10 protein-coding genes are annotated in these 15,218 nt (G+C 42.3%); 2 read left to right on the forward strand and 8 right to left on the reverse strand.

The features are described from left to right. The first annotated feature begins 19 nt into the window (after positions 1–19). Entirely contained in the window at positions 20–568 is a 549-nt protein-coding gene (locus tag QVC79_RS04585) for a ComEA family DNA-binding protein (protein ID WP_270593514.1), read from the forward strand. Between the two features lie 99 nt (positions 569–667). Further along, positions 668–3,172 (forward strand): AsmA family protein, encoded by a 2,505-nt coding sequence (locus QVC79_RS04590; RefSeq protein ID WP_270593512.1) that lies wholly within the window; start codon positions 668–670, stop codon positions 3,170–3,172. Between the two features lie 51 nt (positions 3,173–3,223). On the opposite strand, the gene QVC79_RS04595 is transcribed toward QVC79_RS04590, so the two are convergent. The 8 genes from QVC79_RS04595 to QVC79_RS04630 form a co-directional block, all read right to left on the reverse strand. Beyond that, a complete protein-coding gene (locus tag QVC79_RS04595) occupies positions 3,224–3,904 on the reverse strand; it encodes a tyrosine-protein phosphatase (RefSeq protein WP_270593511.1) in 681 nt (226 codons plus the stop codon). A 2-nt stretch (positions 3,905–3,906) separates the two neighbouring features. After that, positions 3,907–6,240: a GumC family protein gene (locus QVC79_RS04600; RefSeq protein ID WP_270593510.1), complete on the reverse strand. Its 2,334-nt coding sequence runs from the start codon at positions 6,238–6,240 to the stop codon at positions 3,907–3,909. Positions 6,241–6,292: 52 nt separating this feature from the next. Beyond that, a complete protein-coding gene (locus tag QVC79_RS04605) occupies positions 6,293–7,060 on the reverse strand; it encodes a polysaccharide biosynthesis/export family protein (protein ID WP_124317430.1) in 768 nt (255 codons plus the stop codon). A gap of 400 nt (positions 7,061–7,460) precedes the next feature. Further along, a complete protein-coding gene (locus QVC79_RS04610; protein ID WP_087422285.1) occupies positions 7,461–8,267 on the reverse strand; it encodes a hypothetical protein in 807 nt (268 codons plus the stop codon). Positions 8,268–8,279: 12 nt separating this feature from the next. Then, positions 8,280–9,956 carry an energy-dependent translational throttle protein EttA gene (gene ettA / locus QVC79_RS04615; protein ID WP_124318254.1) on the reverse strand — a complete coding sequence of 559 codons (1,677 nt, stop codon included), beginning with the start codon at positions 9,954–9,956 and terminating at the stop codon, positions 8,280–8,282. A gap of 307 nt (positions 9,957–10,263) precedes the next feature. Continuing rightward, the gene (locus tag QVC79_RS04620) at positions 10,264–12,816 is read right to left on the reverse strand and encodes a zinc-dependent metalloprotease (RefSeq protein WP_124316691.1); all 2,553 of its coding nucleotides are present in this window, start codon (positions 12,814–12,816) and stop codon (positions 10,264–10,266) included. 37 nt (positions 12,817–12,853) lie between these two features. Continuing rightward, positions 12,854–13,765 carry a hypothetical protein gene (locus QVC79_RS04625; RefSeq protein WP_124316690.1) on the reverse strand — a complete coding sequence of 304 codons (912 nt, stop codon included), beginning with the start codon at positions 13,763–13,765 and terminating at the stop codon, positions 12,854–12,856. 11 nt (positions 13,766–13,776) lie between these two features. Further along, the gene (locus tag QVC79_RS04630; protein ID WP_124316689.1) at positions 13,777–15,216 is read right to left on the reverse strand and encodes a RagB/SusD family nutrient uptake outer membrane protein; all 1,440 of its coding nucleotides are present in this window, start codon (positions 15,214–15,216) and stop codon (positions 13,777–13,779) included. Between the last annotated feature and the right edge of the window lie 2 nt (positions 15,217–15,218).

Here is a 15,218-nt window from a genome sequence, read left to right on the forward strand (position 1 = left end):
TACAGCTAATATCACAACCATGTTTATCAGAAAATCGGAGAAAAAAGGAATCATAACATTGGGCATTCTTACTATGGCATTATTCGTGCTACCACGAACCATTCACAAGAATGAATACCCGGTCTTCCTGATTCCCTATTCCCGACTTTCTGATACGACACAAACCGTCTCCCCAAAACCTCTTGTAATCGAACTCAATTCTGCCGACAGCACGGCATTGGTCAGTATCCGGGACATTGGTCCGTACTACGCCAACAAAATCCTGCGTTACCGGGAACAACTGGGCGGTTTTCACGCCACCCGTCAGCTCAAAGAAATTAAATTTCAATACCTGAACATAGATTCATTACTTCCCCATTTCTCCGTGAATCCCGCGCTAATCCGAAAAAAGGAACTGGACACCATGAGTTTTAAAAGCGTTTTACATCACCCCTATCTAGTGTACGAAGATGTTCAACTCATCTTCAACGCCAAACGAAAATTCGGTAAGATTGACTATTCTACCTTGGAATCCCAAAAAGTTTTACCATTATTTAAACTCAAAAAAATAAAACCTTACTTCAAATAATTTTGTATAACTTTGTATAGAGTAATACATGATAGCTTGTCGTAAATAATTTACAACACTGTCATTTACAACGCAAACAACACACATAACTTATAGCGTATGAAAAAAGTATTTATAACACTAGCAATTATTATCGTGCTAATTATTGTCACACTGATGGTTATACCCGTCTTTTTCAAAAGTGACATCCTACGATTAATCGAGGAAAAATCCTCAAAATACATCCAAGCCGAACTAGCTATCGGGGACGTACATCTGAGCATGTTCAAAAACTTCCCGAACCTAAGCGTATCCTTGGATAACGTGGTCATTTCCAAGGAAGAAACGAACACACGGGACACTTTAATCAATATTCCTCTTTTCGAGGCATCCGTAAATTTACGTTCCTTAATTTCCGGTAAAGAAATCATAATCAATAACATTTTATTAAAAGATTGTGATTTTATGCCCAAAGTCAATGCCGAAGGAAAAGCCAACTGGGACATCATGGTTCCTTCCGACACGACAGAGGTGAAAACAGAAGAAACTCCCGTGGAAACCACGGAAGAATCCGCTTCGGAAACTGCCATCGCTTTCAACAACATCGAAGTGCGCAACCTGATGTTAAACTACCAAGACGAACAAGCACTGACGTTTGCCCGGGTTGATGCCGTGAATATGGCTTTACAAGGAAATTTTTCCGAGACCAATACCATACTAAACGTGTTATTGGAACTCAAAAACATATATTTGCGTCAAGGTAAGAGTGTGTGGGTAAACAACACTGATTTCAACTGGCAAGCCGAAATCGGTGCCAACTTGAAAGAACTCCAATTCAACATCAAGAAAAATGATATGTCATTGAATGACTTGAAACTGGATTTAACCGGAAACATTGATATTGATGACGACAAATACACGATGGACTTGAATCTGAACGCACCCGACACGAAATTCGAAAGCCTGTTAGCGCTAATTCCCAAAGATTTCCAGAAAGAAATCGAGGGGGTCAAAACTTCCGGAGAATTCCAACTCAGCCTATCCGCGAAAGGGGAATATTACGAGAATCATCTTCCCGCTTTTGACCTGCGTTTCAACATCCTGAACGCGAATCTGAAGTACCCGGACCTTCCCGAATCGGTTGAAAAAATCAATCTGAAACTGGCAGTAACCAACCCCGGCGGAACCGTCGCGCAAACCAAGGCAGATTTAAGTACTTTGACCTTCACGGTTGCCAACAACCCGTTCAGCATGAACCTGCTTGTGGTCAATCCGGATGACCCGACATTAAAGGGCGGCATGAAAGGCGTTATCAACTTCGAGAGTTTGAAAAAAGCCTTACCGTTAAAAGACATCACGTTAAACGGTATCTTAACAACCGATCTCTCCTTTGACGGGAAGTACCAATATATAGAGAAAGAACAATACGAAAAGTTCACGGCAAACGGTAAGATTGCCCTGCAAAACGTGTTGTTCAAGAACGCGGACTTCCCTGCCGGAATTTCCGTTCCGTCCGGAGAGGTAACCATCACACCCGCCCGGCTGAACTTGAAAGACTTGAAAGTAAAAATCAACTCTTCAGACTTCGCCTTGGCCGGTTACCTTGCCAACTACCTGCCCTACGTGTTCAAGGACCAGACCTTAAAAGGTAACTTTACCCTGAATTCCAACAAAATCGACTTGAATGAATTCATGGCAAACATAACGACCTCCGAGACCGACACGACACAGGCTGTAACAACACAAAGTTCGGCCCCGGCAGAAGAAACATCAAGTGTACTGGCTATTCCGAAAAACATAGAACTGGCCTTCGGCACGAACATCAAAGAAATTTTGTTCGATAGCCTCGTGATAAACTCCGTCAAAGGAAACATCGAAACATCCGGTGGTATCGCCACGCTAAAGAATCTGAGCATGGATATGCTGAACGGGAACCTGATCATGAACGGGGCCTACAACACGGCAAACCCCGTCAAGCCTTCCGTGGACTTGAATTTACGGATTACCGACATTGACATTCACTCGGCATATAATGCCTTCTCGTTCATCAAACAGAGCCTGCCGATTGCCATGAACTGCAACGGTAAAATATCCGCTGCCATGAAATTCAGCTCGGATCTGGACAAAGAAATGAGCCCGATCATGACAACGGCCAATGGTGGTGGTAGCCTCTCAACCAAGGGATTTGTCCTGAACGATAATCCGGCCATGACCCAACTGGCCAATCTGTTGAAAAATGACGAGTTAAGCCGTTTAAGCATTTCCAACTTGAAAATAGACTTCAAGATTGAACAAGGAAATATTATCGTGGAACCGTTTACCACGAATATCGCGGGTAACCCGACCACCTTCTCCGGCAGCCAAACCGTTGATGGCAAAATGGATTACACGATGTCCATGAACATTGCCCGGAAATACTTCGGGAAAGACATTGACAAAGTGTTGAAAGCCATCCCCGGAGCCAACAACATTCAATCACTGGACGTTGATGTCAAACTTGGTGGTACTCTGGATAAACCGACGATTACCCCCGATTTATCTAAAGCATTGAAGAAAATAGAAAAAGAAGCCGGTAAAGAATTAAAAAATAACCTCTTGAAAGGCTTGGATAAACTATTCAAATAAAAGAAACGGAGGAGCGTAAAAAACATTCAAAAAAAGCAATTCTAAAAAGAATTACCACGCTCCTCCTATATATTTTTCCATCAATATCTCTTGCTGCAAGCAATGGATATCCCCGGCATAATAATCGGCCAAAGCGGCATCACACAATTTTCGGGCTCCCATCATAGCCTCTTTGCCATAGAATCCTGCAAATGAAAGTATATTCACCTGCACCTTTCCACCTTTTTCTTTAAACCGCTCACAATACCGGACAATATCCTTCGCGTAAAACGGATACCGTTCCGGATGCGCCAGCACAGGACAAAATCCCCGTCCCTGTAAGCCAAATAATATATCATCCACGTAATTAGACGGCCCGACAAAACTATGCTCAACCAACACTTCTCCCCGGTTCGATGCCATGATTTCTCCCCTTTCCAACAACTCCAGCATAAACTCCCCCATCCGGTATTCCGCCCCGGAATCCACCTCTACACGCACCCCCTCTTCCCGCAAGCGGGACTTCAACACGAACAACATACTCTCCACATCTCTCGGTGTATTTATCATAGCCGGGTAAGCCACGTGGGGCGTACACGTCAATCGTCTCAATCCCACTTGTTCCATCCGTTTCACGATCATCACGGCCTCATCCATCGTCTTCACCCCATCATCCAAACCGGGTAAAACATGAGCATGTATATCATTTTCATACTCGAAAAAATATCGTTTACGTCTATTAAAAAACAACATGATCAAGAAGTTTTACGATTCTTATTCCTGTAACCATAACCGTATTGATAGCCGTATACATAACCGTACCCGTACCCGCCCGATTCAACCTTTACCCCGTTGAGAACAACCCCTAAATCCGGTAGACGCTTATCTTTTTCCAGCTCGGATAAAAGTCTTAACGATTCCTTTCTCAGCACATTAGCCCTCACCACGTAAACACAGGCATCCGCCAGCTTACTCAACGTAAAGCCTTCTGCCAATACTCCCAGAGGGGGTGTATCCAGAATAATACAAGAATAATTGTCTTTCAGATATTCCAATAACTCCCGCATCCGGGGACCGGCAACCAACTGCACCGGATTAGGTGGCACAACACCTCCAAACATTACATACAACTCATCGCTGATCCGGCAGATCAACGATTCCGGATCATCACACAATCCTGCCAGATAAGCCGACACCCCTTCCCGGTGATCCCGGTCCAAAAAATTATGCAGACTGGGATTCCGCAAGTCACACCCGACAACAATCACCCGCCTTCCTGCCTTGGCATATGCGTTGGCCAGATGAGTTGCAACCATAGATTTTCCTTCTCCGGGAATGGTAGAAGTCACCATAATCACCGGGGACTTTTGCTGTTTAAGAATATAACTCAACTTTTCCCGGATCAAGTGCATTGACTCCGACTGCATAAAATCCTCCTCCCCAATCTTCACTTTCCCATTTTCTACCTCCGGGAAGGTTCCCAGCAAAGGCAAACGAACCACCCGTTCAATATCTTCAGCACTCCTTACTTTCGAATCCAACATATCCATTCCCAGAATAATCCCCACGGGTATACATACGCCCAACATACACCCCAACAACAAAATCAACGATTTCTTCGGGCTTACAGGCCCCTCTCCCGCATCCGGATCTTCGATAATCTTCGCTGTCGGCACATAAACCAATTTCGCAATTTCCGCCTCTTCCCGCTTTTGCATCAGAAAAAGAAACAAATTCTCCTTCAACTCCTGCTGGCGGGCTATTGCCCGGTATTGTTTCTCCTGCGTGGGTACTGAAGTCAATCGTTCGTCCACCGAAAGACTTTCCCGTTCCAACCCTTTGATTTTTATAATCAATCCCTTTTCCACGTTTCCGATGGCCTCCCGGATACTACTCTTCACCCCTCGCAACTGTATATCCAACCCCGTCACGATCGGGTTATTCTCCCGGGCACTCAACAATAATTTCTCGCGTCGTAATATCATTTCGTTATAACGGGAAAGAGCGTTATTCAACCCGTCGTCCGTCAACCCCATATTCTCCGGTAGCAACGAGAACTCCCCACCCTCGTTCTTTTCCGTCAGCAATCGAATACTTCGCACCACGTCCAACTCCGTTTGAGCCTTTAGTAATTCCGTTCCGGCCAACTTTTTCCTTTCCATGGCAAAAGCCGCATCAGAAGTCAGATCCGTCAGCTTATTCGTGCGCTTAAAACGTTCGGCATCATTCTCTATCGTTCCCAATTCCCCGTTTATTACCTGCAAGCGAGCATTAATAAACTCCACCGTCTTGGCCGAAACCTGTTGTTTATCCGTCACCCCGTTCTGGTTATAGCGATCCACCAAAGCGTGTATCAACTCGACACCTCGTCCCGGAACCGGGTCTTTCAGCGCAATCCGCACGGCATTTGTATTCTTTTCTAGTGGCGTGATGCTCAAACTTTTATAAAAAGCCTTCGTGGCAGTTTCGTATGAATCCAAATTGATCCGAACTTTCTGTAATTCACTCCCCGCATATCTCTCATTCTTTTCCACAGAGATACAGTAATCCCCCATAGGAATACTCTCCGAAAAATGTCCTTGCCGGATCACGTCCCCTTTCGGATCCGTCACGATAATCTCGTCATTTGCTTGTAAAAGAACGTACAGGCAAGTATCTTTTATGCACTCCGGATGATCAACCAGTATCTTCACGGGAGACTCGTTGTACAACTCATGTCCCCGGAAGAAACATTCTTGAGTATAACGTATATTTAACTCCAAATCCCGAACCACCTCCCGCATCAAATTCTTCGACTGCAATTCCACCATTTCATTCTCCACGTACACATCCCCCGCCCGGAACAACCCCAACTCCTTCATCATCACGTTCGTTCCCAACTCACCCTTTTTCGTGTCACTAATCATCACCTTCCCGTGAATATCATACACCGGCGTACTGATTAAACAATAAAATAGTGCCGCCGCCAGACACAGCGGCACCGAGATGATAAACCAACGCCACCGGACTAGAATCTTATAAAACAACTTACCCAAGTCAATGACATCTTCCTGATCAGACTGTATTTCTCTACTGACATTCTCGTTCATAAAATTGTTACTTTATAGATTCATAAATAGTTGCAACCAGCTCTTCCGGCTATCATCTTATTATTAAAGCCAACACGGCCACGAAAGTGGATACACTTGATAATATATAAGGCAGGAAAGTTCCCGCGTTACCTCCCACGATACGTCCACGACTCGGTTCAACATACACCACGTCATTTTGCTGCAAATAGAAAAACGGGGAATGTAACAACTCACTCGAAGTTAGATCGACACGAGAAAAGACTTTCTCGTTCCCGTCTTCTCTCATCACCAGAACATTCTTTCTCTTGGCATTAATCTGTAAATCACCCGCCATTCCCAAGGCATCAAGAATCGAAATACGCTCGCTATTTACCTTGTAACTTCCGGGATTGCGCACCTCTCCCAAAACCGTCACCTTAAAATTCAGGAATTGAATCGTCACAATCGGGTTCTTCAAATAACCGGACAACTTCTCCTTCAACAGGTCTGCCAATTCATTACGAGAGATACCGTCCACCTGCAATTTACCCAATACAGGAAAATCAACATACCCCTCTTTATCTACCAGATAACCAGATGCCCCTTGTTGATTACCCGACGTGACCTCTTTCCCCAAACCAATCATCGGAGTATTAAACGGCAAGGCAGCCTCAATGTCATCACACGACACGATAATTGACAATAAATCGTCCACATGAATCACGGTCCGATACTCACATGCCGCCTTAATCCGGCCATCTACCTTTACATCCTGCAAATAGACGACTTTTTTACTCGAAGCGCATCCCCAAACACTCACGCAACACAACACAATTATAAATAATTTGTACACAGACATATATACCTTTCTTTTTATAGTTTACACGCTATCATTAAACCAACGATTTTTGATAGTCCAAAAAGAAAGGTAAAAACAAAAAGCCACAGAAGTTCACCTAGTCACAAAAGCATGTGTATGAATGACTAAGTAAGAATGATGAAGAAAGAAGAATTATTGGATTTATAATATTAAGAATCGTTCGTTTATTTGGTCACAAATATATATTTTTTTTCATAATCACACGAACAACAATATAGATATTTTTCCTACTCAACGATTAGAAAAACGCATCATCTCACAACCAGATGACCACTTTTCCCTCAAGTATACCGTTTTTCAAATTCTTCCCTTATACAGAAGATTTTACAAGAAAAACGGTATTCAAAGCCTATCGCCAACCCTCTATCACATTTTTATATTAACAATCAAATCCGGGTCTCTTGAAATAACGAGCCTTCGGAAAAAAGTGGTCGATCTCCAATCCCAATTGTTCCAAAACCACGATCAAGTGAGATATATTCGGTTCAAAACTTGACAAACGCTCCCTCAAAACCATCCACGCATTTTGAGAAATCTCGACAGCCAACAAGGCTACCTTCGCCGATCCATTATAATCATCCTCTTCCTGCGTGGCATTAATCTTATCCGAATAGATATAATACCCGTACAACGCCCTCCTAATCTTGGAGTGAATCAAATCCAGATACCAATTTACCTCCAACAACGCATCCCCGACCTCTTTCGTTCTGGGAGCATCACCTTCTTTTATCTTGGCCTCGTCAAACCATTGATAAATACTCTCTTGACACTTCTCGGCCAGAGTCTTATAAATCCGGTCACATTTCACAAGATCTTCCTGTTCTATCTGCCTGACCGCCTCTTCATCCTCATCTTCCAAATCCTCGTAATCCTCCCCCCAGAATCCCCGATCCACCTTCTCCGAGGAATAAATATCCTCTATCCCCATACCTCTTTCCTCCGCCAACTCTCGCAACACGTCAAAAGTAGAATCAAAAATATTTTTCAGACGGGCTAACGCCGACTCGTCATCATCCGGCATTTCCTCTCCCAAGTTCACTTTCGTCCGTTCCTTCAATTTCTTCCCCATCATGTAACTCATACAACGAAGCTGCAATGGACAACGTTCACACCATCTGTCGCAATAATTGTAGATGCCCGGCACGAAACCGGTATCTACAATCTTTTTTTCTTTTTTCTTAGGCACGTCTTTATAATCTTAACCGATTAATTTTTTATAACGTATACGTTTCGGGGTAACATCTCCCAAACGTTTTCTCTTATTTTCCTCGTATTCGGAATAACTTCCCTCGAAATATACCACTTTGGAATCACCCTCGAAAGCTAGAATATGAGTGGCAATACGATCCAAGAACCAACGGTCATGTGACACAACCACGGCACACCCCGCAAAGTTTTCCAATCCCTCTTCCAACGCCCGCAACGTGTTCACGTCAATATCATTGGTCGGCTCGTCCAGCAACAACACGTTAGCATCCTCTTTCAATGCCAATGCCAAATGCAGACGATTACGCTCCCCTCCGGACAACACCCCGCATTTCTTTTCCTGATCCGTCCCGGAGAAATTAAATTTGGAAACATAAGCCCGGGCATTCACTTCCCGTCCCCCCAAGTTTATCAAATCACTTCCCCCGGAAATCACCTGATAAACCGTCTTCTCCGGGTCTATTGCTTTATGCTGTTGATCTATATACGCAATCTTCACGGTCGGCCCAACTTCAAATGTCCCCTTATCCGGTTGCTCCACGCCCATAATTAAACGGAACAAAGTAGTCTTTCCCGCACCGTTAGGGCCGATCACCCCGACAATTCCGGCCGGAGGTAACTTAAATTCAAGATCATCGAACAACACCTTATCCCCGAAAGCCTTCGCCACATGCTCGGCCTCGATCACCTTGTTTCCCAAACGAGGACCGTTCGGAATAAATATTTCAAGCTTTTCTTCTTTCTCCTTCACGTCCTCATCCATCATCCGGTCATAAGCCTTCAAACGGGCCTTACTCTTTGCCTGACGAGCCTTAGGAGCCATACGTACCCATTCCAGCTCCCGTTCCAGCGTCTTCCGGCGTTTGCTGGCCTGTTTTTCCTCCTGTTCCAATCGTTTTGCCTTCTGCTCTAACCAAGAAGAATAATTTCCTTCCCATGGAATTCCCTCACCCCGGTCTAGTTCCAGTATCCAACCGGCCACGTTATCCAAGAAGTAACGATCATGCGTCACGCAAATCACCGTACCGGGATATTGATGCAAGTGTTGTTCCAACCATTCCACCGACTCGGCATCCAAATGGTTCGTCGGCTCATCCAGCAACAAAATATCCGGTTCCTGCAACAACAAGCGACACAAGGCCACCCGACGACGTTCTCCCCCGGAAAGGAACTTCACTTCCGCGTCCGGTTCCGGGCAACGCAAGGCATCCATCGCCCTCTCCAACTTCTGGTCAATCTCCCATCCGCCGTGATGCTCGATCAATTCCGTCAATTCCCCCTGACGAGTCATTAACTTATCCATCTCCTCATCACTCATCGGTTCGGCAAACTTCATGTTCACCTCCTCGTACTCTTTCAACAAATCCATCACCCCCTGAACACCTTCCTGCACGACCTCTTTCACGGTCTTGGAATCATCCAACTGAGGTTCCTGAGGCAAATAGCCGATAGAATGTTCTTTCGACCAGATCACCTTACCCTCGTAATTCGGGTCCAACCCGGCAATAATTTTCAATAACGTCGATTTTCCAGAACCGTTCAAACCGATCACTCCGATTTTTGCCCCGTAAAAAAAGGAAAGATAAATATCCTTTATAATCTTTCTTTGAGGTGGTATCGTTTTACTCACCCCCATCATGGAAAAAATAATTTTCTTCTCGTCTGTCATACCCATTAACTTACACGATATTATGTTTCACTTCTAGCACACAACTAATTATATTTAAAATGGATACAAAGATATATTATATCTTCAAATTAAAAAAATATACTTAATCCGTTATACGAAACAAACGTGTATTTTGTTTCAAGATTCTAGGAGAAATTCACAATTTTTCTTTAACAATACGTTTGCCCCCTCATCAAACATAATTCATTCAAACATATAACAAACTAGCTATCATAGCCATTACACAAGAATCCCCGGGAGCCTTCTCTCTCCCGGGGATAAAAAAACACAAATCTCTATAAATTAATTAATCGAATAAATAATTCAATTTTAACACTAATAATCGATAATGTTCACGTGTTTTTTCATTTCCTGTATTCATCCGACTTTTAGCCGTGTTGTATGTTTTTCGCAAATACTTCATCACGATCGGACGCTTATTTGACTTGTCAATTCTCGGGGATAACACGATTTCACCTAGAGGATCCACGGCATCAAAACTATGACGAGACTCGCAATAAGCATGACAACTACAAGTAGTCTCGTTCGTCCATTCTCTCAACGAATGCCTCCCCGCACTCTTGAACTCTCCTTTATCCATGTAACCGGTCAAGTTCTCCACGAAAGAATTCTGAAATGCCATATCCGCCAGCTTCAAATTTCCGGTTTTCTTGGTAAACATCTCGTCAAAAATAATTCCCATGTACTCATCCAACGTAAATACATTCTTTCCGTCCACCTCGTTTATTTGCAAACGACCTAACATTTCTTTTGTCAACAACTCGTTGAAGAATTGCGTTTGAGCCACGTAATGCTTGGCCGTAGGTCCGATAATAGCGGTAACCTTATCATTAATAATCCAGTCCTGCAACTCGTTCAAATTCTTCAGCACGAACTTCAAGGCTGCAACCTGTTTCGCTTTAGGAACATACTCGTAAAGAGGCTCCGGATCACCGTAATATTTCGGGTTAATATACATTCCCCCAACACTCACCATCGCGTGATCCATAAACCGGACAAACTGAGCGATAATCTCTTTATAAGTACTTTCCACCGCAGCATATCCCTCGTCATTTACAGCTATCCAATCCACGAAATTAGCTGCCACGTACTTCAAATTTTTAAGACCATAAGTATTTGCTTTCACCACATCATCCCCTAAATCCTCTGCCATGGAACGAGGGTCAAAATTAAATTGAAACACCTGTTTCCCGTAAAAACACATCTTATTTCCTATCTGTTCTCTCACCCATCCCCGCAAAATTTCTTTCTCATCATCCGCACTCTTCACGTTCGGGAGTACCTGATAACCGTATTTAATAGCAAATTTATCATACTCGCCAATTAAAGGAGGTGTCAACTTTACACCTTTCTCTAAATCTCCGGGCTGTGCCACGTAGTTAAACCGAGCGTAATCCATGATCGACGGGGTAGTCCCGTACTTTTGAGTAAACTCCGGGTCTCTCAACTTCTCAACCGGGTAAGCCGCTGATGCTCCAAAATTATGCATTAACCCTAACGTATGACCGATCTCGTGAGCCGCCACGTAACGCATGGCTTCTCCCATATTCTCGTCCGTCATCACGGGACAACGCACGGAAGGATCTACCGCCCCGGTCTGGATCATTCTCCACTTGTTCAGCAAAGTCACCACACCGTACCACGAAATCACGTCTCCACACAAAATTTCTCCCGAACGGGGATCAATCCACGACGGTCCCATTGAATTCTCCTTTGCCGAAGTCACAAATCGATAGCAATTATAATGAATATCATCCGGATCAAAATTCGGATCATCCACCGGGTAATCTTTCACGACAATGGCATTCTTAAAACCAATAGCCTCAAAAGCGATATTCCAGTCAGCAATACCCAACTTCACGTATTTTCTCCACTTCTCGGGAATTGCGGGGTCCACGTACCAAACAATCGGTTTCACAGGTTCTACTAACTCTCCAGCCAGATACTTATCCATATCTTTAGGCTGCAAATCCCACCGATTGATAATCCCGTATTGTTGCAAACGATCATGATGTTCGTCAAATAATTTACGAGACTCTTCAAAAAAGCCAATCCGTTCGTCCGCATAACGGGGAACCATCGGGGTCTCCGGCAAAATAATAATGTTACGAGCCTCTATCGTGGTCAAAGGACCTTCTTTATCCGTCGTGTAAGTCATCATACTCTTCACGATAATATTATCTTCGAAAGCCTTGAACTCCTCAATCTTGGAACGATCACTCTGAAAAGAACCTCCAAACGGGACTATCATACGAACTTCAGCCGGAAGATCCGGGAATGGAGAAAACTCAGCAATCGAAGACAAGAACAACGGGGTGGCATCAATCACACAATTGGAAGAATCTTTTGACATCACCTCGATTTTAAACGCTTTCCAGATCGGCGGGTTACTGTGTCTCTTGTAAGCCTCGTACATTTCCGACGACTCTTTGCACACGTAATCCAAATGAGGGAAATGGATATACACCTTATTCTCATCACAAGAGAACGTAATTAATAATGGTGTACGATTAATCGTTCCCGGATCAATCTGCCACGTGCGACTCGTGGAGGAAACACGAGAACTAATTAAATAATCCCGGTTCATCAATTTTTTCGGAATCTCCAAATAAATTTTATCCTTTTTCTTGATTACATTGAACATTCCCTTTTTCACCGTAGCTTCTTTCATAAACTTCTCGTATGCACTCTCGGAAGATGTTTTTGAGGTAGAATCCCTAGATTCAACTTTTTCAGATGTATCCTTCTTTTTTTTCCTCTTTCCCCACAACTCATCAGAAGCGCTCGCAAAATTTAAAGTAAAACACAGTAAAACAAACACATAAAATAATCTTTTCATAACTTATACCTAAATTATTTTCACATTCTTTCTATAACTAATTCTTTGCTTTATAAACCATGGTTCTATAATCAATCCCGAAATCATCTTTCAATGCCTGATCTAGAACATCATGTGCTTTCCTTAATTTTTCATGGTCTGCAACAGCCTTATTTATCGTTTCTTGAGGTGTCGTAAACAAAAATTCAAAGAATTTTTCCAAATATCCCGTTCGGCTTGAAGATACCGCATATCCCCATATTTTATTCGTCCAAGTATCATCATAATAATAAGTCCAATTTCCAGTAGGGTAACCTCTTTCCCAAACGATATTTATATCTGCTGTATCTTTCTCAGTAGCTCCCTCTATAGGAATCCACCAATTTTCCTTATTACCATATTCAGTTTCTGAATAAAGATAAAACTCTTCCGGAACAACCCAACCTACTTTATCCATACTATAATTCAGAAAAGTATTATTCCATTCTCTGGAAAGTTCCTCTTTTCCTTTTTCCGTTCTATCCAATATTTGATCATTCACCAGAAAAGCAATATAGCGATCTGCGGTATATATGTTTACGTATTCATCTTTAAACGTATTTTCAATGGTATCTGCCATAATAAGTGCATAAGGAAATAATTCCTGCTTTACCTGATCGCTATATCCATTCAAAAATAACTCTTTCAAAAGTTCCAATCCTCTCTCAATATGATTTCCTTCCTGTTTAGGAGGCACAATATGTACATCGTATTTGGATTGAAAATTAAAAATATAATCGGCTGTATCAGGATCGACTATCAACAACTTTCCGAACTTATAATAGTATTGAGAAATATATTTCAAAACTGGGTCAGTAGAAGTCGTATCGTAAATTCTTCCATACTCCATGTAATCAGCATGAATCGTTTCATTTTCGTAACATCCGATAAATAACAATCCCGATAATACAAACATTATAATCTTTTTCATAATAATCTCCTTTATTTGGTTTTGCTCTCAACTCGAACCGGTTGCTCTATCTCAAAATTACGGCGTTGAACGTCTAACGGAAGGGGTAGCACATAATTAGGGCTATTAGCATCCAAAACATAAGTTACAAAATTTCGGTCTACGCTAAAATCATAATATTTATGCTCAACAGCTAATCCCCAACGCCGAATATCAAACCATCTTATATCTTCAAAACAAAATTCCCGTCTTTTTTCTTCCTGAAAAAGGATCCATGCATCCTCAGCATTTTTCGCTTCTAGGTAACCATTCCCACCTTCAATACGTTTACTATACACCTCATTCACATCTTTCATTCCCAACCCCCATTCTCCCTGCTTGATATTAGCCTCTGCACGATTAAAATAAAATTCTTCTATGCGATAATTTGTATTCCAGCAACCAGAGTAATTTACATTAAATTTGACAATCCTACAACTATTCCAATAGTCAACAAGGACATCCCTATAATTACGAACATCATTACTAGCAAACAATGCGATTAAATCCTCTGACGGACAGTACGTACCCATCGATGTGTTTGATGATGATGTGGGATGCGCCTCTTTATTTAGCCAAGAAAAAAGTATACTATTATTATCCTTATTTAACATAGGTTTAGTATCACTAGAATAACCCAACATTTCATTTAATGAAATAAGCGTCCGATTTGTCTCTTTCAAAGCCTCATTACACACAATTATTACATCATCATATCTTTTTTCTTCCAAATAAATACGAGACAGGAACAAGCGAACGACATCTTTATTCGGATGAAAAATAGAATTTTTCTGCTCACCATCCTCTAAGTTTCTCAAAGCACTTTCCAAATCATTTTCCATTAAATCATATACTTCCTGCAAGGAAGCTCTAGTATATAACTTATCTTTTATACTTGTTTCCTTATTGATCGGAATCCCCATGGCAGTTTTTGCTTGTTCAGCATCACGATACGGTTCCCCATACATATTTACCAAATACCAATAAGACATGGCTCGGAGAGCCTGCACTTCTCCTAACAATCGGAATTTCACATTGTCAACATCAGCCTCAAATTCACCCACTTCCTTTTCAATAATATTACACATCAATATTTTATGATAAAAGTATTCCCAGGCTGGGTCTATTCTTTCATCCCCTTCCGGTGTTATTTGACACTCTTTTGCCCATGTATAATAACTTTTGTTAGAAATTCGATCATCTTTAGTTGTACTACCAATCCATGAAGGAATGAACGTACCCATGTCATCACTCATATACCAAAGATTATATCCAGTCGCCCCAACTGATTTTTGAACCAATTCCCCTAACACCAATTCACTATAATGGTCTAATTCATCCGGAATCACCTTGTCTTTATCCTTATAATCTAAAAAATCACTACAAGAAACGAATAATAAAAATAAAGAAATCATATAAATAATCTGTTTCATCT

It is taken from the genome of Butyricimonas sp. (assembly GCF_019423355.1).
Classification (GTDB): Bacteria; Bacteroidota; Bacteroidia; order Bacteroidales; family Marinifilaceae; genus Butyricimonas; species Butyricimonas faecihominis.